Raw genomic sequence first — 21,501 nt, forward strand, 5'->3', positions numbered from 1 at the left:
CCGTGCTCTTTTTAACTGTGAAATGATCGTAATTGCACTTCGTGCTTTTTTTAATTGTGAAAGGATCCTAAATGCACTTTGTGCTCTTTTTAGCTGTGCGTACTTTTTTCAAATGTGTAAAGATCTTAAATGTGCTATCGCACTTGTTCAAGAAGTGTAAAGTTCTTAATTGTGCTGTCGCACTTTTTTTAAAGGTGCATATTTTAATAGTATCAATACTATTAGAAGGTGAAATGGATGTGCGGAATTGCTGGATTAGTAAATTTTAAAAAGAATATAGTACAAGATAAAGATATATTAAATAATATGATAAAGACTTTGGAGAAGAGGGGACCTGATGCAAAAGGATATTATATATCTCCAAATGTTTTATTAGGCCATAGAAGGCTTATAGTTGTAGATCCAGAAGGTGGATTGCAACCTATGACTAAAATATTTGAGGGTAAGAAATACACATTGGTTTATAATGGTGAGCTATATAATACTGAGGATTTAAGAAAAGAATTAAAGGCTAAAGGATTTACTTTTGATTCTTATTCAGATACTGAAGTATTGCTTACATCGTATATTTGTTGGGGGAAGGACTGTGTAAATAAGCTTATAGGTATATTTGCATTTGGAGTTTTTGATGAAGATAAAAGAGAAGTTTTTTTAGCTAGAGATCAAATGGGGGTTAAGCCATTATTCTATACTGTTCATGATAATACCCTTGTTTTTGGTTCTGAGATAAAAACTCTTTTAGCAGATCCAAGAGTTAAAAGAGAAATTGATATGGAAGGATTAACTGAAATATTTGGGCTTGGACCTGCGACAATACCAGGAAGCGGAGTATTTAAGAATATAAAAGAAATTGCACCAGCCAACTGTTTATTAGTTTCAGGTGATGGAAACATTAAAAAGTGGGAATATTGGACAGTTGAAGCAAAAGAATTTCATGAAACAGCAGAAGAAGCAATAGTTCATGCGAGAGAATTATTAATAGATGCAGTAAAGAGACAATTAGTTGGAGATGTACCTGTTTGTACATTCCTATCAGGGGGATTAGACTCCTCAATTATATCAGCAATAGCTGCTGAGGAATTTAGAAAACAGGGAAAGAAGCTTACTACTTATGCGATTAATTATGAAGACAATGAAAAGTATTTTAAAGCGTCATTATTTCAACCGACATCAGATGAATACTGGTCAGAAGAAATGGCAAAGTTTATAAATAGTGATCATAGAAAAGTAGTTTTGAATCATTCAGATTTAGCAGCTGCATTAAGAGATGCTGTGATATCAAGAGACTTACCTGGTATGGCAGATATCGATTCATCAATGCTTCTATTTTGTAAAGAAATTCGTAAAGACTTTGTAGTTGGACTTACAGGAGAGTGTGCTGATGAAATCTTTGGGGGATATCCTTGGTTTACAAGGGATGAAATGTTCTATTTAGATACATTCCCATGGTCAAGGTTTGTTAATGATAGAAAGGCTATAGTTAATAAGAAATTAAAAAATATGCCGCTAGAGGAATTAGTTAGAACTCAATATGAAAAATCTCTAAGTAAAGTCCCTCATCTTGATGGGGAGAGTAAGAGAGATTATAGGATGAGGGAAGTGTCATATTTAAATCTAAAATGGTTCATGGTTCAGCTTCTTACAAGAAAAGATAGGACTAGTATGTATAATGGACTAGAAGCAAGAGTTCCATTTGCCGACATTAGATTGGTTGATTATGCGTTCAACTTGCCAGCTGATGTAAAATTATATAAAGGCAGAGAAAAAGGATTATTAAGAGCAGCCTTTGAAGGAATATTGCCAAATGACATTATATACAGAAAAAAGAGTCCATATCCTAAGACACATAATCCAGTTTATACAGACATTGTATGTAAGATGATAACTGAGATTTTAGAGAAGAAATCTTCACCAATTCATGAAATCATTGATGAAAAGGTAGTTAGAGAGATAATACTCACAAAAGGAGAATCATATAAAGCTCCATGGTATGGGCAGCTAATGACTGGACCACAATTGCTTGCTTTCTTGATTCAAGTAAATATTTGGCTTGAAGAATATAATGTTAATCTACTAATTTAATTTTCAATTCATAATGCACAATTATGGGTAAGCTACTTTGGAGTTTTAAAAATATATATCTAAAAATTTAATCTTTAATTGTGAATTGTGCATTAAAAAAGTTCTGCCTTCCAGCAGAACTTTTTTCTAGATATATTTGAACTTTACAGATATTTCTTTAATTTCACCTTTTGAATTTTTTCTAATTGAAAATTGTTTTATGTCCTTAAAATCATTTTCTAATTGATAAGTTAATTCTGTAATAGTAGCTTTAGCTTTCTTAGTTAAACCACCATCTTCAATAATTTCAAATCTTGATTTTCTGCAAGTTGTTTCATCATTTTTATCATCAATAATTACATAATATTCAGGTGCTTCTTCTATGACCACATATTCCTTATTTAAAGTTAAAGTTGAACAAAGATCATTATCTATACATTTTATTATCATTTTAATACCTCCTAAATCCCTTTTATATGATAGATTGTACTATAGATATTATCTTGTTTCAACTATAATTAAAAAGATAAAAAAAGTTTGTCAATATTCATAAAAATTGATCATTAAAATATTGTAATAAATGTAATATTTTAATTACCTTATGCTTATCTATGATATTTAATTAACTTAAATATTTCATTAAGCAAGAATGGGATTAAAGAAATACATATTACTAGAAGCCAATCTCTGGCACTTAAAATAAATACATTAAATACATCAGCGAAGAATGGAATTATAATTATTAAAAATTGAATACACATACCAAGTAGAATTGATAGCAATAAATATTTGTTTGTGAAGAGTCCAACCTTTAAAAGAGATTTTTCTCTGCTTCGCATAGAGAGTGAAAAAAATAATTGGGAAAAACTTAAAACTACAAAAGCTAAAGTTTGAGCATGAACTAGGGAGCTCATATACAATCTTTCACCAAGAAGAAAAGCAGCTAATGTTACACCACCAATTAGTACACCATTTAAAGCCAGAAATAACCCCATGTGTTCTGCAAAAAGTGATTCTTTTGGATTTCTAGGTGGATGCTCCATTACGCTTGGATCCTTTGGATCTATACCAAGAGAAAGAGCAGGAAAACTGTCTGTTATTAAATTCACCCATAAAATATGAATTGGTAATAATGGTGGATCAAAATTTAATAGAATAGCTACAAACAAAGAAACTATTTCGCCCAAGTTACAGGACAATAAGAATATTATAGCTTTTCTTATATTTGCATAAATATTTCTTCCTTCCTCTACAGCTTTGACTATTGTGGTAAAGTTGTCGTCAGTTAAAATCATATCAGCAGCACCTTTAGCAACGTCAGTCCCTGTAATACCCATAGCAACACCTATATCAGCAGCCTTTAAAGATGGAGCGTCGTTAACGCCATCACCAGTCATAGATACAATATTCCCATGGAATTTAAATGCTTTTACAATCTTAACTTTATTTTCTGGAGAAACTCTAGCAAATACCTTATAATTGTTAACTATTTTATTAAATTCTTCATCGCTATAGCTATCAATTTCAGCGCCAGTCATGCATTCATTTATACTATTTGCAATTCCAAGTTCACTAGCAATTGCAAAAGCAGTATTTTTATGATCTCCAGTTATCATGATAGGAGTTATTCCAGCTTGCTTACATAAAGCAATTGATGGCTTAACTTCCTCTCTAGGAGGATCTATCATTCCCATTAATCCTACGAAAGTTAAATCTTTTTCGAGAGAATCTATGTTGACGCTTTCATCCTTTATGTCTTTATAGCTTAAACCGAGGACTCTTAAGGCTTCGTCAGACATTAGATTAGATATTTTTAGGATTTCATCCTTTTTTTCTTGTGTGAAATCAATTATTTCTCCATCTAATAAGATTTTATTTGAAAGTTTAAGTAAATTATCAATAGCTCCTTTGGTGAAAACTTTAAAATGTGAATCGTATTTATTTACAGTAGTCATTAGCTTTCTATCTGAGTCAAAAGGAATTTCATCAACCCTTGAGTGATTTGCGCTTAAATCTTCTTTATATAAGTCATACTTGATTCCAGCATCAAGTAAAGCAATTTCAGTAGGATCTCCTGTTTTACTACCATCTTTTGAAGTAGCATCATTGCATAAAATCATTCCTTCAAACAACAATTTTGTATCATTATCACCTAGATCGCAATTATCAATAGATACAAGTTTATTATTTATGCAGCATTTTTTTATTGTCATTACATTTAAAGTTAAGGTTCCAGTTTTATCAGAACATATTATATTAACAGATCCTAAAGTTTCAACGGCTGGAAGTTTTTTCACTATAGAATTTTGCTTTATCATTCGCTGTACACCCATTGCTAGTACTATCGCAACAATTGCTGGAAGGCCCTCAGGAATTGCAGCAACAGCTAAGCTTATAGCTGTTAAAAGCATTTCGAACCAATCTCGTCCTTGAAACATTGATATGACAAAGATCAATATACAAATACCTACAGCTCCAAAGCCTAAAGTTTTTCCAAGAGATGCAAGTCTTCGCTGCAATGGAGTCGTATTATCTTCCTCTTTATTTAGCATATCAGCTATTTTTCCTATTTGTGTATTCATTCCAGTATTTACAACAACACCAGTTCCGCGGCCGTAAGTCACTAGAGTGGACATAAAAGCCATGTTTATCATGTCACCTATGGGAATATTGTTGTTTGTAAGTGTGATATTACTATCTTTCTCAGCAGGGACAGATTCACCAGTAAATGCTGATTCATCTATTTTCAAATTAGCACTTTCAATTAATCGTAAATCAGCAGGGAGATATCTTCCTGCATCTAGTACAATAATGTCACCCACAACAACTTCTTCAGAAGGTATTTCTTTTATAATACCATCTCGCTTAACTATGGCTTTTGGGGTAGATAATTTTTTTAATGCTTCGAGAGATTTTTCAGCCTTAGATTCTTGAAATACCCCTATTAGGGCATTTATTAAAATTACAAGCAGTATCACGATTGTGTCACTATATTCGTGCATAAATGCAGAAATAATTGCTGCAACTAAAAGTATATAAATCATAACATCGTTTATTTGAGATAAGAATAGCTGCCAAAGGCTCTTTTTACTTTGAGAAGCTAATTTGTTTTCTCCATATTTTTCAAGGCGCTCTTTTGCCTCTGATTCGGAAAGCCCAACATCAGGATTAACATTTAATTTTTGCAGAACTTCTTGTGAAGGTGCATCAAACCACATGGATAACATCACTCCATTCATAATTTAGTATATACATATATATATTAGAGGTTTAATGAATTTATATACATGGGAAAAAATGAAATATACATATCAAAATCAAATATTAAGTAGAGAAAATAACTGGATTTTGATATAATTAATTAAATATATATATTGCAAAAATAATTCTTCATCATAATTTTAAAGATATTGCAAGAATTTTAGCTGTAATTGTGAATTGCAACATATATACAATAGAGCGTAATTAGCTATTTTTAGAGTTTTAAACTTTTAGATAAACTTTATTTTTGAGTTAGGAAAGGATTGAATATACATGGAGATTGGTAGAGTGCGAAGAGGGACTGTAACTTCTGAGAGAAAAATTATTTCTGAAAAAAAAGATTTTTCCCAAAGTTTTAGTCAGGAAAGACATAAAAAATCAGAAGAACAACTCAAAAAAATGATAGATGACATAAAAAAAAGGGGTAACAGACTCGTAACTACTAAGACTTATGTTGATGTAGTTATGTATAAAAAGATGATAAAAGAATATTTAGAATCAATACTAAAGTTCATGTATGAGACTAAAAAAGATATTAGCTTTTGGCAGACTCAGTATTTCGTAACGGTTGATACTGTTGATGGAAAACTTGAAGAATTAACAAAAGCACTCCTTTCTGATGAAAAAGATAATATAAATATAGCGTCAACAATTGATGAAATTCAAGGGATGATTGTTGATATATATAGATAATAAATGATATACGTGTTGCAATAACATATTCACATTTACAAGGCTATTAAGTTAATCGTTCAATCAAGATGGGAATGTGGAAATCTAATTTCAGTAAGTATATAAATGTATATTTTTTATAAATAGAAATATATTAGAACATGTTTAATAATTATTCTACATGTTCTTTTGTCGTTTTTAATCTTTATTGAAATTATATATGGATACCCTAATTAAGACCTGAACTTATGCATATGTCTCGCCGAAATAAGGATTATGCTATTGTTCCAGTTTCTAAGGGAATTATGATGGATGATTCTAAGATCACAAGTTGCACCCAAGATGCTAGCCTCAAAGGCGAGCTTTGAACTAGCATACTTGGAACAACTTTTAATCTAAGAATCAAAACCATCAAATTCCTAATGAAACATTTCACAAAAGCATAATTCTTATTTTTAGTTGAGATATATTTCATAGTATTAATCTAACTTATAATCGGGGCATCTATATAGATACCCAATCAAAAATTGGAGTTATTAGATGAACATATTTACAAGGTTGCTAGAACTTTAAGTTCATATATTCACCAGAAATCATAAATATATTTGTGGAGAAAACATTTGAAAATGAGCTGCTAAGATTCTTAGTTGTAGATTGTTCCACTTTAGCTTGTCACACTGAAAGTGGGAGCATGCTAAAGTGGTGAAATCTGCGGCTTAGAACCTTCAGTTATATTTTCACAGCTTTTCGGAACAAAATATTTATGATTTCGGTAAGTTACCACATAAATATAGTTTTAAAGTTGGATATCCATACAGATTTGGTATTTCAATTTTAATATGTTATTATAATTAATAGTGAATATCAATTAATTAATATTACTATTAAGTATTTTGATTTAATTCTTAATTTAGATATTAATATTTTTTAGGGGGAATTAGAATGAAAAAAAAGGTATCATCATTTTTGATTATGATATTGTGCGTTCTTACATTTGCAGGTTGTGGCAGTAGCTCAAATCAAAGCAAATCTGAAGATAATAAGAAATCAACAAAAGATATTAGCTTTGTAACACCAGATGGGTTAACAGCTATAGCAGTAGCTAAACTTATAAAAGAAAAACCGGAAATTAAATCTGGATATGATGTTAATTATACCATAGAGCAAAACTCTGACAGCTTAGTTACAAGCGTCATGAAGAGTGAGCCAGATATTGCAATTGTACCTTCAAATGTAGCGGCAACTGTGTTTAATAAGAATAAGGAATATAAAATAGCAGGAACAGTTGGATTTGGATCGTTTTATATAGGTACAACTAATCAAAATCAAAGCGTTGAAGATTTAAAAGGAAAAGAAGTTTACAATATTGGGAAGGGATTAACTCCCGATATAATTGCAAGAACAATACTTAAAGAAAAAGGTATTGATGTAGATAAAGAAATTAACTTTAGTTATGTAAATACAGTAAATGAACTTGCACCAATAATTTTATCTGGAAAATCACAATATGCAGTAATTCCAGAACCAGCTTTATCAACTGTTCAGAGTAAAAATGATAAGTTTAATGTAATGCTAAATTTAAATGAAGAATGGAAAAAATTAAACGACTCCCAATATGGATATCCTCAATCAACAATCATAGTTAAGAAGGAATTGTTAGAAAATGATAAAAAATTTGTTTCAGAACTTTTAAAACAAGTTAAAGATGCGGAAGAGTGGATATATAATAATAAAGAAACTGCTGGAGATTACTGTGAAGAAATAGGAGTTTCCGCAAAGAAGCCAATAGTAGTGAAAGCTATTGATAGATCCAATATAAAATATGTAGACATCAAGGATTCTTATAAAGAATATGAAACTTATTTTAAAAAATTAAATGAATTTGATCCAAAAACAATAGGAGGAAGTATACCAAATGATGAAATATTCATGGAAAAGTAGATTATATACTTTACTATCATGTATATTTTTCATAGGGATATGGCAGCTAATTGCAGTAATAATAAATAATGACATATATATTCCAAGATTAGAACAAGTATTAGAAGCTATTAAGAATATTTTTAGTGATAAAAATTCGTTAAAGATAATTTTTAGCAGTTTTTACAGGACTACGACTAGTTATGTATTAGCTTTGATTTTTTCAATGATTTTAGGGGTGCTCGCAACAGTGTATCCCTTTTTCAAGTATTTAATGGAGCCTGTAAATTCATTTAGCAAGACAATTCCAACTATGGTGTTAGTAGTTCTTTCATTGGTGTGGTTTGATAAGGATAGTACACCATTTGTTGCAGGATTTGCTATCATTTTTCCAATCCTTTATGAAGGTATACGAAATAACCTTTTGCAAATAGATAAAAAAATAATCGATATGACGAAGATATATGAAGTGAGCCTAAAAAACAAGGTCAAAAAGATCTATATTCCAACTATGAAATTTTATTTTATGAGCATCTTTGTATCGACATTTTCATTGACTTTTAAAGTTGTAATTGCAGGAGAAGTATACGGGCAGCCAAAGTTTGGGATAGGATCACAGATACAGGTAGAAAAAGTTAATTTTAATACTCCAGGGATTTTTGCATGGATTGTAATTATTGTCATTGTATCTCTAGTTTTAGAGTTTTTAAATAAGTTGTTAAGGAAAAGAACATATAGGTGGTCCAAATGAATATAAGTATTAAAAATCTAAATAAGTCATATGGAACTGAGAAAATTTTTGAGAATTTCAACATAGATTTTTACGACGATAAGATAAATTGTATAATAGGAAAATCTGGGTGTGGAAAGAGTACTCTATTAGACATTATAGCAGGTCTAATAGATGTTCAAAGTGGAGATATAAGTGGCGTTTCATTAAGTGATATAAGCTATATATTTCAAGAAGATAGGTTAATTGAGTGGCTTACTGTTAAAGAAAACTTGGAAATTGCATTAGAAAAATATTTCAAGGATCCTGATTTAGAGAATAGAATTGATGAAGTGTTAAATTTAGTTGGAATTTACGATACAAAAAACAAATATCCAAATGCACTTAGCGGAGGAATGAGACAAAGAGTTAATATAGCAAGAGCATTTGGAAAGCCATCAAAGGTCATTTTAATGGATGAGCCTTTTAAATCTTTAGATTATAAGTTGAAATATGCCATAATTGATGAATTTAAAAATTTATTAGACAAAGAAAAAAGAATGGTTATATTGGTTACTCATGATCTAGATGAAGCTATATATTTCCGAGGGAATATAATAGTATTTAACAATAGACCAGTTAAAATAGCAGGAACATTCATTGAGAATTTAGATAAATGTAAGGAAGAAATTTTAAATATAATATAAAAGTTATATAGTAGGAATGCACTACTAGTACACATTTCTAATTATATATACAAATTTTGCTTCCAACTAAAACGAATAAGAAACTTGCTATTACAAAACTGGAAATACCCAAAAATTTTTTATTTGCATTTAATAAATTAATGCCAAGCAATGTATCACAAAGGCCTAAGCAAATAAAGATTAATGGGAAAAAATAATCTGGATCAGATTTACTTGCTATGATATTTAGTGAAAATAAAGGCAATAGAATTGCTAAGCAGAAGCTTACAAAATAAAATAGCTTTTTCATAAAAGTTATTCACCACCTTACAATTGGGAAATTATGTATTATATTAAAGTATATACAAGCCATATGAATTTTATTCATTAGAGGAAGGAGATTTTAAATGATAAAAAAATTTATTTCATTTTATAAACCATATAAACTACTATTTATTTTAGATTTAATAGTAGCACTTATCGCATCTTTATGCGATTTAGTATATCCAGTTATGACAAGGGATCTAGTAAATGAATCAATTCCTAATAAAGATTTAAGGACAATTATTGTATTTGCCATAGCATTACTTATAATTTTTGGAATCAAGGCTGCATGTGGATACTTCATGCAGTATTGGGGACATGTTGTAGGCGTTAGAATGCAGGGGGATATGAGAAGACATATATTTAAGCACCTTCAAAAATTACCTAATAGCTTTTTTGATAATAATAAAACAGGAGATATAATGTCTAGAATTATTAATGACTTAATGGATATTTCAGAGCTTGCTCATCATGGGCCAGAAGATTTATTTATATCAATAGTTATGCTTATAGGTTCATTTATAATATTGTGTACAATCAATATACCTCTTACAGTTTTAATATTTGCATTCATACCATTTATAGTATGGTTTACTTTGTATGAGCGAAAGAAGATGAATAAAGCTTTTCTTGAAACTAAAGTAGAAACAGGAGCAGTCAATGCAAATCTTGAAAATAGTATTTCAGGAATAAAAATATCAAAAGCATTTGTAAGTCATGAAGCTGAAGAAGAAAAATTTGAAAAAGGAAATAAAAGATTCATCAATGCCAGAGAAAGAGCATACAAAGTAATGGCAGAATATTCTTCTGGTGCAGGATTTGGAATGGACGTGCTAAGTTATGTAGGTTTAATAGGAGGAGGAATATTTACACTTATTGGACTTATAAACATTGGAGATTTTATGGCATATATGCTGTTTATAAAAATCTTTATGACCCCAATAAAGAAACTTATTGATTTTATGGAGCAATTTCAAAATGGAATTACTGGTTTCCAAAGATATATAGAAATAATGAGTCAAGATAAAGAAAAAGATAAAGCAAATGCGACTGAACTTGAAAATGTTCAAGGGGAAATAGAATTTAAAGATGTTAATTTTAGTTATGAAGGCAAAGAAGTTTTAAAAAATATTTCTATCAAAATAAATAAAGGAAAGATGTTGGCATTAGTAGGAGCTTCTGGTGGAGGTAAAACAACATTTTGTAATCTTATCCCAAGATTTTATGAAGTGGATAGTGGAGATATTTTAATAGATAATAAGAGCATTTATGATGTTAAATTAGATTCTCTTAGAGAAAATATTGGAATAGTTCAGCAAGAAGTTTTCTTATTTACAGGAACTATAAGAGATAATATACTGTTTGGAAAGACAGATGCAACTGAAGAAGAATTACTAAGAGCCGCTAAGATGGCTAATATTCATGAATTTATAAATACATTACCAGAAGGGTATGATACTTACATTGGTGAAAGAGGTGTTAAATTATCTGGTGGGCAAAAGCAGCGTATTTCCATTGCAAGAGTTTTTCTTAAGAATCCTCCAATATTAATTTTGGATGAAGCAACATCGGCACTAGATAATGCAACAGAACGCATAATTCAAGAATCTTTAGAAAAGTTATGCGCTGGAAGGACAACCATAGTAGTTGCACATAGATTGTCTACCATTAAGAATGCAGATGAAATTATTGTACTTGGAAAAACAGGTATAATAGAAGCAGGAACTCATGAAGAATTAATGGAGAAACAAGGAGAGTACAGTAATTTACATAGACTAGCAGCAGTGTAAACTTTAGATAAAAGAAGGTTGCCAAAAACCATATGTTTTGGCAACCTCTTATTAGTTATTAGATTCATTTTTTAATGAATTTAGTAATTGTACTTTTTTATATAGAGTAGATACATCCACATCAACATCCATAGCTTGAGCAAGTTTGTTATGCAATTCAGTTTGAGTAGCATTCTTCTCAGAAGTCTCAGAATCTTTTATTTTATTGTTGAACTTTGCCTGAACTAATCTGGAGTTTTCTTCACTTTTTAATCTTGCCATATTTTCCAATTCATTTGAAAAAGTCGTTGAATTGTCATTTGATGATGATTGTGAAGCTGATGAATGCAAAGTATTGTCAAAAGATTTAGCATTATTTTGTTTTTTATTGGAAGGATTTCGAGGGTTAATATAAGGTCTCTTTATTATTTTATTATCTATAGCAGCACCAGATACACTAGCCACAATATATTCACTTCTAGAAATTATTCTGTTATCACTCATATAATATCCCCTCCCTAAAATTATAAATTCAGCTTCAATATTAGTATCAATATATTACTTATATATTCGTATATCTACTAGAAAAGTTTACTAAATATTCTATAATATAATGTATATTTATTTGATTAATATATATACATAAGAGTATAAAAAAATAGTATGAACTTATTTTTTGCTAAGTTCATACTATTTTTAAATTCATTTTATAAATATTATTCTACTTCGTATATCCAGCCTTCTGGAGCTTCAACATCACCAAGTTGAATTCCTAAAAGTAAGTCATATAATTTTTGAGTTATAGGACCAACTTCAGTTTCGCTAAAGAATACATGTAATTTATCGTTATGTTGAATTCCACCAATAGGAGTTATTACTGCAGCAGTACCGCAAGCACCGGCCTCTTTAAATTGATCTATTTCATCAATAAATACTTCTCTTTCATAAACAGGCATCTTTAAATAATGTTCAGCAATGTAAAGAAGAGATCTCTTTGTTATACTTGGCAAAATAGATGGTGATTTAGGAGTAACGAATTCATCATTTTTAGTTATTCCAAAGAAGTTTGCAGCACCTATTTCTTCTATCTTTGTATGAGTAGCTGGATCTAGGTAAATACAATCAGCAAATCCTTTTTTTACAGCTTCAGCATGAGCTTGTAATGAAGCAGCATAGTTACCACCAACTTTATTTCCGCCAGTACCATGAGGAGCAGCTCTATCAAAGTCATCTAAAACTATATAATTGCAAGGAGATACACCATCTTTAAAATAAGGTCCTACTGGTATACAAAATACACCGAAGATATATTCTGGAGCAGGTTTAACACCAATGTTGTTACCAACTCCCATTAAATATGGTCTAATATATAGAGTTGCACCACTTCCATAAGGTGGTACATATTTTTCATTTGCCTTTACAACTTGTTTAACTGCATCGATAAATTTTTCTTTTGGAATATGTGGCATAAGAAGTTTGTCACAGCTTTCATTCATACGATCTGCATTTAAGTCAGGTCTAAATAATTGAATTTTACCTTCTTTTGTTGTATATGCCTTAAGCCCTTCAAAACAACTTTGGCCATAGTGAATAACCGTAGAAGCTTCACTTATACTAAGCATATTGTCTTCAACAAGTTTTCCTTCATCCCATTTTCCATCTTTCCAAACTGAAATATAACGAAGATCTGTTTTTATGTAATCAAATCCTAATTTACCCCAGTCTATATCAGCTTTTTTCCCCATTTTTATATTCCTCCAAATCTATAAGGCTTATTGCCATTGTTTATTATTGTTATTTAATAACATCTATTTTAGCACTACTTAAAAAAAATTTCCACACATTTGAAAAAAGTTGCACTATTCCCAAGGCTTAGCATCTGATGGCATACGCCAGTCACCTCTAGGACTTAAAGAAATACTTCCGACTTTAGGTCCATCAGGAAGAGCACTTCTTTTAAATTGTTGAGTAAAGAATCTAAAAATAAATTTATCAAGCCATTTTTGTATTTCCTCATCAGAGTAATCATCTTTAAAGGCAGCCCTAGCTAAAAAGAATATTCTCTCTTTAGTTGAGCCATGTTTAATAAAGTGATATAAGAAGAAATCATGAAGCTCATAAGGACCTACAATATCTTCCGTTTTTTGAGCGATTTCACCGTTAGCATCCTTAGGTAATAATTCAGGGCTTACAGGTGTATCTAGTATATCCATAAGAATATCGCGTACAACTTCAGTAGATTCATGTTGAGCTACATATTGAACTAAATATCTTACAAGAGTTTTTGGAATAGATGGATTTACGGAATACATTGACATATGATCTCCGTTATATGTACACCAGCCAAGAGCAAGCTCTGATAAATCACCAGTACCTATTAAGAGTCCTCTTTCTTTATTAGCAATATCCATTAAAATTTGGGTTCTTTCTCTTGCCTGAACATTTTCGTAAGTTACATCATGAATATCTTTATCATGACCAATATCTTCAAAATGTTGAAGAGATGCTTTAACTATATTTATTTCTCTAAGGTCTGTACCTAATTCCTTACATAAATTAATAGCATTATTGTAAGTCCTATCAGTAGTACCGAAACCGGGCATAGTAATGGTTACTATATTCTTTTTGTCAATACCAAGCAATTCAAAAGTCTTTACTATTACAAGTAAGGCTAATGTAGAATCCAATCCCCCTGAAATTCCAACTATAGCTTTTTTTGATCCTGTATGCTCTAATCTCTTTGCTAAGCCAGCAGCTTGAATATTAAATATTTCTTTGCAGCGAACTTCTCTTTCTTTTTCGTAAGAAGGCACAAATGGATGTTTATCCACAAATCTATCAAATGTGCTTATTGAAGCATCACTAAATTCAAATTTAATCATGTTAGGATTCTTATTGATAAATTTAGATGAATCTCTAAAGCTCAAGTTTTTCATTCTTTCAGACTTTAATTTGAATACATCAACTATAGAATATATTACTTCATTTTCTCTTTGAAATCTGTCATTTTCTTTTAATAATGAACCATTTTCACTTATTAATAAATGCCCACTAAATAATACATCTGTAGTAGATTCATGAACACCAGCAGAAGAATATATATAGCTGCAAATTGATCTAGCGCTTTGATTTGATATTAGGCTTTTTCTATAATCCATTTTGCTAACAAGCTCATTTGATGCAGAAAGGTTTCCTATTATATGAGCGCCCATAAGAGAAAGGTAAGAGCTTGGTGGAATTGTTACCCATAAGTCTTCACAGATTTCAACTCCAAAGTTTGCGATACTTGATGAAAAAATTAAGTTCACTCCAAAAGGAACATCTTTTTGGAATGGTAAATCTACTCTTTCATCCTCAACTGAAAGACCTTCAGTGAACCATCTTTTTTCATAGAATTCACTGTAATTTGGAAGATATGATTTGGGAACTATTCCTAAAACACTTCCTTTAAATAATAGAAAAGCACAATTGTATAAAGTACTTCCACAGATAAGTGGTGCACCTACAGCAATTAAAATATCATCGCCTTTAGTAGAATCTAATATTTCAAAAATTCCATCTAAAGCTTTGTTTAATAAGTATTCTTGCAAAAATAAATCTCCGCAAGTATAAGCTGTTAAGCAAAGTTCTGGGAAAACTATGAATTTACTTTCATTTTTTACTGCATCATTTATGCACTGTAAAATATTTTTAACATTATAATCAACATCTGCAACTCTAGTTTTAGGGCAAGCAGCTGCGACTTTTATAAAATCCATTTAATCACTCCTTGCAATTATAAAGTTTAAGTTTTTTTATTGGTTTATAAGATATAGTTCTAATATAATTAAATACGTTTTAAGTATATTTTGCTTAGTAAACATAAACATATCCTAATAATTATATACTAACATGTTTGTGAAATCAAAAAAAGATAAAAGGTATAAAATAACTCTTTTTGAGTTAATAAATATCTTGAAATATTCATAAATGTACTGTATAATATAAAATAAGATTACAAATTCAAGTATGTATGTAAAAATTGGACAGTAAATCTTAGAACTAATATTATAATGTTTTTAAGGAGGGAAGTTGTATGGGGGCGGCAGTTTTTTGGTTAGTTATAGCTATATGCGTATTTGCAATAGATATTTTAACTAGTAATTTTTGCTTTACACTATTCACAGTAGGTGCTGTCGTAGCTGCAGTGTGTGGAGTAATGGAAGTGCCATTTATAATTCAAATAATAGTATTTTCTGTACTAAATATAATATCATTTGCAGTTGGATACCCGTTACTCAAGAAAAAATTTAAAGCAGCAAACGAAAGAATACCACTAATGGAAGAAACATATGTAGGAAAAATTATGATAAGCGAAAAAGAGATTATAGATAAAGCCCAAGTTAAAGTTGGTGGAGAATATTGGACTGTAATAAATGAAGGCGATATTATTCACAAAGGGGACAAGTTTACTATCAAAGGAATAGAAGGTATAAAATTAAAAATTGAAAAGGTTCAGGAGGACTAGATTATGAGTGTTATTATAATTTTAGGGGTTATTTTACTATTAATATTAATAGTAGTTATCTCATCAATTAAGGTTGTAAATACAGGGCATTTATATGTTGTAGAAAGATTTGGACAATTCCATAGAGTATTGGAACCAGGATTACATTTTATTGTGCCATTTGTAGATTTTGTTAGAAGAAAGGTTTCTACAAAACAACAAATTTTAGATGTGGAGCCACAATCGGTTATAACTAAAGATAATGTTAAAATATTAGTAGACAATGTTATATTTTATAAGGTATTGAATGCAAGAGATGCAGTTTATAATATTGAAAGTTTTCAATCAGGTATTGTATACTCAGCTACAACTAATATGAGAAATATCTTAGGTAATATGTCATTAGATGAAATTTTATCAGGAAGAGATAGTATAAATCAAGATCTTTTAAGCATTATTGATGAAGTTACTGATGCTTATGGAATAAAGATACTTTCAGTTGAAATTAAAAATATAGTTCCACCAGCTGAAATCCAACAAGCAATGGAAAAGCAAATGAAAGCTGAAAGAGATAAGAGAGCTATGATTCTTCAAGCAGAAGGTTTGAGACAATCTCAAATAGAAAAAGCAGAAGGAGAAAAACAAGCTAAGATCTTATCAGCAGAAGCAGAAAAGCAAGCAAATATAAGAAGAGCAGAAGGTTTAAAAGAATCTCAGCTACTAGAAGCAGAAGGTAAAGCAAAGGCTATAGAACAAATAGCGATTGCAGAATCTCAAGCTATAAGAAAAGTAAATCAAGCTATTATTGAGTCTGGAACAAATGAAACTGTTATAGCATTAAAGCAAGTTGAAGCACTTAAAGAAATGGCTAACAGTCCAGCAAACAAGCTTATATTACCAAATGAGACCTTATCATCTCTTGGAAGTATAGCTGCAATTGGAGAAATGCTAAAAGGATCAGGAAAGAAATAATAAATTAAATACACCTAAAAGAGAGCAAGATAATTGCTCTCTTTTAAGTAGTGAACCAAAATCTATGATTTTGTGTGAATCAGTTAAGCAGACATCTCGAATCTATGATTTGATGATGGTCGCTTACTCTGTGAGTACTCAGTGAACGAAAGTGAGTCAAGTTTCATCTAAGTAGAGAAACAATGTAGAGCGTGCAAATTTTAATTTATTTGCTTGAACTTTTACATATTTAATATATATTATTTTAGGTAAATCAATTAATTATGTTTGAAATACCGTTTTTGGTGCAATTATTATATTATATAAGTAGGTTAATTAAGTACAGTAATTTATTATTTATAGAATGGATTCGGTATAGCTGCGCATGGATTATAGGGATAAAAGAAAAGAAAGAATATTAAATAGTCAAATGAAAAAGTTAATAAAAAGAGAAGACAAGTTCTTTTATAAAAAAGAAAATGAATATATAAAAAATAAGATATTACCTGTAAAAGAGCAATTAGAAGAAAAAATTCCGAAAAATATGATAGAAACTTTTGAGAAAGCATTTGAAAAGGGATTTTATTATGTTTTTGAAAAAGGTACTACAGTAATAGAGAAAAGTTACAACTCAGAGAAAATTAAAAATGAAGCAGATATAGATGAATATATTTTATCTAAGCAGATGAATAACAAAAATTTAAGCAGAATAGATAAAAGAGTGAAAAAAGGTGTGCTTATAAATAAAGGGATCACAGCAGCCGAAGGGACATTACTTGGTATATTAGGAATTGGAATACCGGATATACCCGTGTTTATTGGAGTAATATTAAAAACTGTGTATGAGATTTGTGTGAATTATGGATTTGATTATAAGTCTAAAAGTGAAAAGGCATTTATATTAAATATAATTTGTGCAAGTTCTATAAAAACAGATGAAAAAATTCTATACTCAAATGAAGTGGATAGAATTGCTTATAGTATTGAAAATAATCATGATCTTAAGGTTGATATAAATGAATTAATTGAGTCAGCTTCAAAATGTTTATCTGAAAATATAGTTGTGGCAAAAGTTATCCAAGGAATACCGATAGTTGGAGTATATGGTGGAATATCAAATTATAGATTATTAGCTGATATAAGCGAAGTGGCAAGTATAAAATATAAAAAAAGATTATTATCTAAATTGAAAAATACTCTTTAGCTTAGATGAACTTGTTGCGTTTAAGTGTGCCTCAATTTCATTATTGAAAGATTAGCAAAAAAATATTAATATAGACTATATATGTTGCAATGCACAATTCACAATTACGGCTAAAATTCTTGTAACATTTTTAGAATTATGATGAAGGATTATTTGTGTAATATATATTATAAAACAAATTGAGGTGAAGAAATGAAAAAGAAAAATATAATGAGCTTTATACTTTTATTAATACTTTCTTTTTCTTTAATTGGTTGTAATCTTAAAGATGATTATATACTTCAAACAAAAGAAGATACAGATGAAAAGCCATCTGCAGATAAGGTTAATGAAGTTTTTGAATCAGATAAGATGAAGGAATTAATGGATAAATTAAAGTCTAACCCTAAGGAAATTTCTGATAAAGTTAATGAAGTAGATAGTGATACTACACGTGTAATGAAAGAATTAAATGATAAAGCAGATGAATTAACGGACGAGCTCAATAATGCTGATTTTGAAGGAAAAAGTGAAGATATTAAAAATAAATTTGATGATATATCTAATAAATTAGATGAAATTAAAGATAATGTTGATGATGCAAAAGATAGAGCAGATACATTTAAGGATCCAATTGATAAAAAGCAAGTAACAGATACAGTAGATGAATTTACATCACATATGAATAACCTTGAAAGAGCGATAGATAGAATAGCAACCACGAGATAAAATTTATAATTCTAAGTTTTTTACAGGTATGATAGGCGTAATACAGCATCTGTTATGCCTGTTATAATTTAGAATATAAAAAATACTTGATTCTTTTGCTTTAGTATGATAAAGTGATAAATAGAAAGTGATGTAGGGGGTTAGTACATATGAAAATAAATAGTTTAATAAAAAAATTAACAGTAGCTGCCATCATAGCTACATTAGGAGTAAGCTTGGTTGCATGCGGTGGAAATGCTAATAAGTCATCAGAATCAAAGGCAGCAAAAAGTGCATTAGATAAAGATGAATTAGTAATAGGTTTAGATGATACTTTTGTTCCAATGGGATTTAAGAATGAGAACGGGGAAATAGTTGGATTTGACGTTGATTTAGCAAATGCAGTAGGTAAAAAACTTAATAAGAAGGTGAAATTTCAATCAATTGATTGGAGTATGAAAGAAACTGAACTTAACAACGGTAATATAGATTTAATATGGAATGGATATTCAATTACTGATGAAAGAAAGGAAAAAGTTGAATTTTCAAAACCATATTTAAGTAATACACAAGTTATAGTAACATTAGCAGATTCTACTATTAAATCTAAAAATGATTTAGCAGGTAAAAAAGTTGGTGCTCAAAATGGATCTACAGCAGTAGATGCAGTTGAAGCAGCTGGTGATATTGAAAAATCTTTTGATGGCGGAAAGCTTGTTACATTTGAAGATAATAATGCAGCATTAATGGACTTAGAAGCAAAGAGATTAGATGCAATTGTTGTAGACGAGATTTTAGCAAGATATTATATGAAAGCAAGAGGAGAAGAGAAATATAAAATCTTAACTGAGAATTTTGGAAGTGAAGAGTACGGTGTTGGAATTAAAAAAGGTGATACTAAATTTGTAGAAGCTTTTAACAAAGCTTTAGATGAAGTTATTTCTGATGGAACTGCAGCAGACATATCAAAGAAATGGTTCGAACAAGATATAATCCTTAAATAGTGTTAATTAGATAATTATAAACTTAATTTATTAGAATTTTATGAAGTTAATATTATAAATAAAATTTACTAAATTAACTAGTTAGAAATATAAATACTGATGGTGAATAATAAGTGATGAAATTATAAAAGAATTTCTTTTTGGAAATTTAAAAGTGATTTCATCCATCACTCTTAATTGTTCTTTATTAACATTTGATTGGAATGTGGCCTGGCCACTTTTTATTCTTTAGGAGATTATATTATTGGACAATCTATAGATAACTTTTAGAAGTATTAAAAACACACAGTCTGCGAAGCAGATTATTTTACGCATAAATAATTTGAAAATAAAGAGGAGGAAATAACTTTGAGTTATATTTTAGAGATAATGCCTCAAGTATTAGAGGGATTAAAAGTCACATTAGAAATTTTTGTACTTACATTAGTATTATCTATTCCATTAGGAGTAATAGTAGCTGTAATGAGGACATCTAAATCTCTAATACTTAAGCAAATAAGTGGAATATATATTCTTATAATGAGAGGTACTCCTCTGTTATTACAAATTATTGTGATTTTCTTTGGACTTCCTCTAGTAGGGGTCAGCTTTGATAGATTTCCAGCAGCAATTTTAGCATTTACTTTAAATTATGGAGCTTATTTTGGAGAAATATTTAGAGCAGGTATAGAATCTATAGATAATGGACAAGTTGAAGGGGCTAAAGTTTTAGGGTTAAGTTCGAGACAAACGTTTTTTAGAATAATACTTCCTCAAGCATTTAAAACAGTAATACCACCAGTTGCAAATGAAATAACAACTTTAGTGAAGGATACTTCACTAGTTTATGTAGTGGGTATGGATGAGTTACTAAAGATAGGTAAAACTGCTGCTAATAGAGATGTTTCGTTATTACCTCTTTTAATAGTTGGTGCTGTTTACTTAGTAGTAATAGCAATTTTCAGTCAAGTATTAAAGAAAATTGAAGATAAGTATGACTATTATAAATAGTGTGGAGGAGATTATATGCTTAAAGTAAGTAATTTGAAAAAGAGATTCGGAAATACAGAAGTTTTAAAAGGTGTTAATCTTCATATAAAAAAAGGTGAAATATTAGTTGTCGTTGGAAATTCAGGTGGCGGAAAGACAACTTTACTTAGATGTGTAAATGAATTGGAACATTGTGATGAAGGCGATATAGAAGTTAACGGAAAAGTTTTATGTAAAAATGGTAAGTATGTAGATAAAAATGCGTTAAAAGAGATAAGAAAAGATATAGGATTAGTATTTCAAAATTTTAACTTATTTCCGCATATGAGTGTTTTAGAAAATCTTATTGAAGCACCACAAAAGGTGTTAGGATGGTCAAAAGAAGAAGCAATAAAGAAAGCAGAAGAAACTTTAGGTTTCTTAGACTTGTTAGGAAAGAAAAATAACTATCCATTTGAATTATCTGGTGGTCAAAAACAGAGAGTTGCTATTGGAAGAGCATTAGTGCTTGAACCTAAAATAATGTGCTTTGATGAGCCAACTTCTGCACTAGATCCAGGACTAACTGGAGAAGTTGCAAATTTAATAAAGCGTTTAAGTGAAAAAGGCATGAGTATGATGATTATAACTCATGATATGGACTTTGCTAAAAAAGTGTCAGATAGAATAGTATCAATGGATGCTGGAAAATTGCAAGAGGGTCTAATGTTCGAAGAAGAGTAGCTATATTAGGATTGAGGTTGAATTAAACCTCAATTTTTTTAACAAATTATATATAAGTTAATAAAAGTTTTGATA

19 protein-coding genes are annotated in these 21,501 nt (G+C 29.8%); 13 read left to right on the plus strand and 6 right to left on the minus strand.

All coding sequences use genetic code 11. The features are described from left to right. Positions 1-237 precede the first annotated feature (237 nt). Entirely contained in the window at positions 238-2,082 is a 1,845-nt protein-coding gene (gene asnB, locus AXY43_RS20145) for an asparagine synthase (glutamine-hydrolyzing) (RefSeq protein ID WP_087702176.1), read from the plus strand. 126 nt (positions 2,083-2,208) lie between these two features. Here the strand turns inward: asnB and AXY43_RS20150 are convergent, their stop codons facing one another. Continuing rightward, positions 2,209-2,511, minus strand: coding sequence for a hypothetical protein (locus tag AXY43_RS20150; protein WP_011968378.1), 303 nt, complete (start codon positions 2,509-2,511; stop codon positions 2,209-2,211). A gap of 155 nt (positions 2,512-2,666) precedes the next feature. Further along, positions 2,667-5,279 (minus strand): calcium-translocating P-type ATPase, PMCA-type, encoded by a 2,613-nt coding sequence (locus AXY43_RS20155; RefSeq protein ID WP_105412044.1) that lies wholly within the window; start codon positions 5,277-5,279, stop codon positions 2,667-2,669. Positions 5,280-5,595: 316 nt separating this feature from the next. Between AXY43_RS20155 and AXY43_RS20160 the strand changes: the two genes are divergently transcribed. The 4 genes from AXY43_RS20160 (at position 5,596) to AXY43_RS20175 (ending at position 9,330) form a co-directional block, all read left to right on the plus strand. Next, complete coding sequence (locus AXY43_RS20160) at positions 5,596-6,015, plus strand: YaaR family protein (RefSeq protein WP_011968380.1); 420 nt, start codon at positions 5,596-5,598, stop codon at positions 6,013-6,015. 921 nt (positions 6,016-6,936) lie between these two features. Continuing rightward, the gene (locus tag AXY43_RS20165) at positions 6,937-7,935 is read left to right on the plus strand and encodes an ABC transporter substrate-binding protein (protein ID WP_087702174.1); all 999 of its coding nucleotides are present in this window, start codon (positions 6,937-6,939) and stop codon (positions 7,933-7,935) included. Next, positions 7,910-8,665, plus strand: a complete 756-nt coding sequence (locus AXY43_RS20170; RefSeq protein WP_087702173.1) for an ABC transporter permease — start codon at positions 7,910-7,912, stop codon at positions 8,663-8,665. The genes AXY43_RS20165 and AXY43_RS20170 overlap by 26 nt, the downstream gene beginning before the upstream one ends. Next, on the plus strand, positions 8,662-9,330 hold the full coding sequence (locus AXY43_RS20175; protein WP_087702172.1) for an ATP-binding cassette domain-containing protein: 669 nt from the start codon (positions 8,662-8,664) through the stop codon (positions 9,328-9,330). Before AXY43_RS20170 ends, AXY43_RS20175 begins: the two co-directional genes overlap by 4 nt. Positions 9,331-9,367: 37 nt before the next feature. On the opposite strand, the gene AXY43_RS20180 is transcribed toward AXY43_RS20175, so the two are convergent. Further along, entirely contained in the window at positions 9,368-9,619 is a 252-nt protein-coding gene (locus AXY43_RS20180; RefSeq protein ID WP_017212760.1) for a hypothetical protein, read from the minus strand. Positions 9,620-9,716: 97 nt separating this feature from the next. On the opposite strand from AXY43_RS20180, the gene AXY43_RS20185 reads away from it, so the two are divergent. Continuing rightward, complete coding sequence (locus AXY43_RS20185) at positions 9,717-11,423, plus strand: ABC transporter ATP-binding protein (protein WP_087702171.1); 1,707 nt, start codon at positions 9,717-9,719, stop codon at positions 11,421-11,423. A 51-nt stretch (positions 11,424-11,474) separates the two neighbouring features. On the opposite strand, the gene AXY43_RS20190 is transcribed toward AXY43_RS20185, so the two are convergent. The 3 genes from AXY43_RS20190 to AXY43_RS20200 all read right to left on the minus strand — a co-directional run bounded on the left by AXY43_RS20190 (position 11,475) and on the right by AXY43_RS20200 (position 15,160). Further along, on the minus strand, positions 11,475-11,906 hold the full coding sequence (locus AXY43_RS20190) for a hypothetical protein (RefSeq protein WP_077868061.1): 432 nt from the start codon (positions 11,904-11,906) through the stop codon (positions 11,475-11,477). 212 nt (positions 11,907-12,118) lie between these two features. Continuing rightward, positions 12,119-13,147 carry a branched-chain amino acid aminotransferase gene (locus tag AXY43_RS20195; protein WP_011968386.1) on the minus strand — a complete coding sequence of 343 codons (1,029 nt, stop codon included), beginning with the start codon at positions 13,145-13,147 and terminating at the stop codon, positions 12,119-12,121. Positions 13,148-13,261: 114 nt separating this feature from the next. After that, entirely contained in the window at positions 13,262-15,160 is a 1,899-nt protein-coding gene (locus AXY43_RS20200) for an NAD(+) synthase (RefSeq protein WP_023973466.1), read from the minus strand. A 317-nt stretch (positions 15,161-15,477) separates the two neighbouring features. Between AXY43_RS20200 and AXY43_RS20205 the strand changes: the two genes are divergently transcribed. The 7 genes from AXY43_RS20205 to AXY43_RS20235 all read left to right on the plus strand — a co-directional run bounded on the left by AXY43_RS20205 (position 15,478) and on the right by AXY43_RS20235 (position 21,426). After that, complete coding sequence (locus tag AXY43_RS20205; protein WP_087702168.1) at positions 15,478-15,909, plus strand: NfeD family protein; 432 nt, start codon at positions 15,478-15,480, stop codon at positions 15,907-15,909. Positions 15,910-15,912: 3 nt separating this feature from the next. Further along, entirely contained in the window at positions 15,913-16,860 is a 948-nt protein-coding gene (locus AXY43_RS20210; RefSeq protein WP_023973465.1) for an SPFH domain-containing protein, read from the plus strand. A 364-nt stretch (positions 16,861-17,224) separates the two neighbouring features. After that, positions 17,225-18,043: an EcsC family protein gene (locus AXY43_RS20215; protein WP_087702167.1), complete on the plus strand. Its 819-nt coding sequence runs from the start codon at positions 17,225-17,227 to the stop codon at positions 18,041-18,043. Positions 18,044-18,235: 192 nt separating this feature from the next. After that, a complete protein-coding gene (locus AXY43_RS20220; RefSeq protein WP_017210874.1) occupies positions 18,236-18,751 on the plus strand; it encodes a hypothetical protein in 516 nt (171 codons plus the stop codon). A gap of 149 nt (positions 18,752-18,900) precedes the next feature. Next, positions 18,901-19,734 (plus strand): amino acid ABC transporter substrate-binding protein, encoded by an 834-nt coding sequence (locus AXY43_RS20225; protein ID WP_023973463.1) that lies wholly within the window; start codon positions 18,901-18,903, stop codon positions 19,732-19,734. A 348-nt stretch (positions 19,735-20,082) separates the two neighbouring features. After that, positions 20,083-20,724, plus strand: coding sequence for an amino acid ABC transporter permease (locus AXY43_RS20230; RefSeq protein ID WP_023973462.1), 642 nt, complete (start codon positions 20,083-20,085; stop codon positions 20,722-20,724). Between the two features lie 15 nt (positions 20,725-20,739). Then, entirely contained in the window at positions 20,740-21,426 is a 687-nt protein-coding gene (locus AXY43_RS20235) for an amino acid ABC transporter ATP-binding protein (protein WP_023973461.1), read from the plus strand. Positions 21,427-21,501: the final 75 nt, after the last annotated feature.

The organism is Clostridium sp. MF28, from assembly GCF_002969175.1.
In the GTDB taxonomy this organism is placed as follows: domain Bacteria; phylum Bacillota; class Clostridia; order Clostridiales; family Clostridiaceae; genus Clostridium; species Clostridium beijerinckii.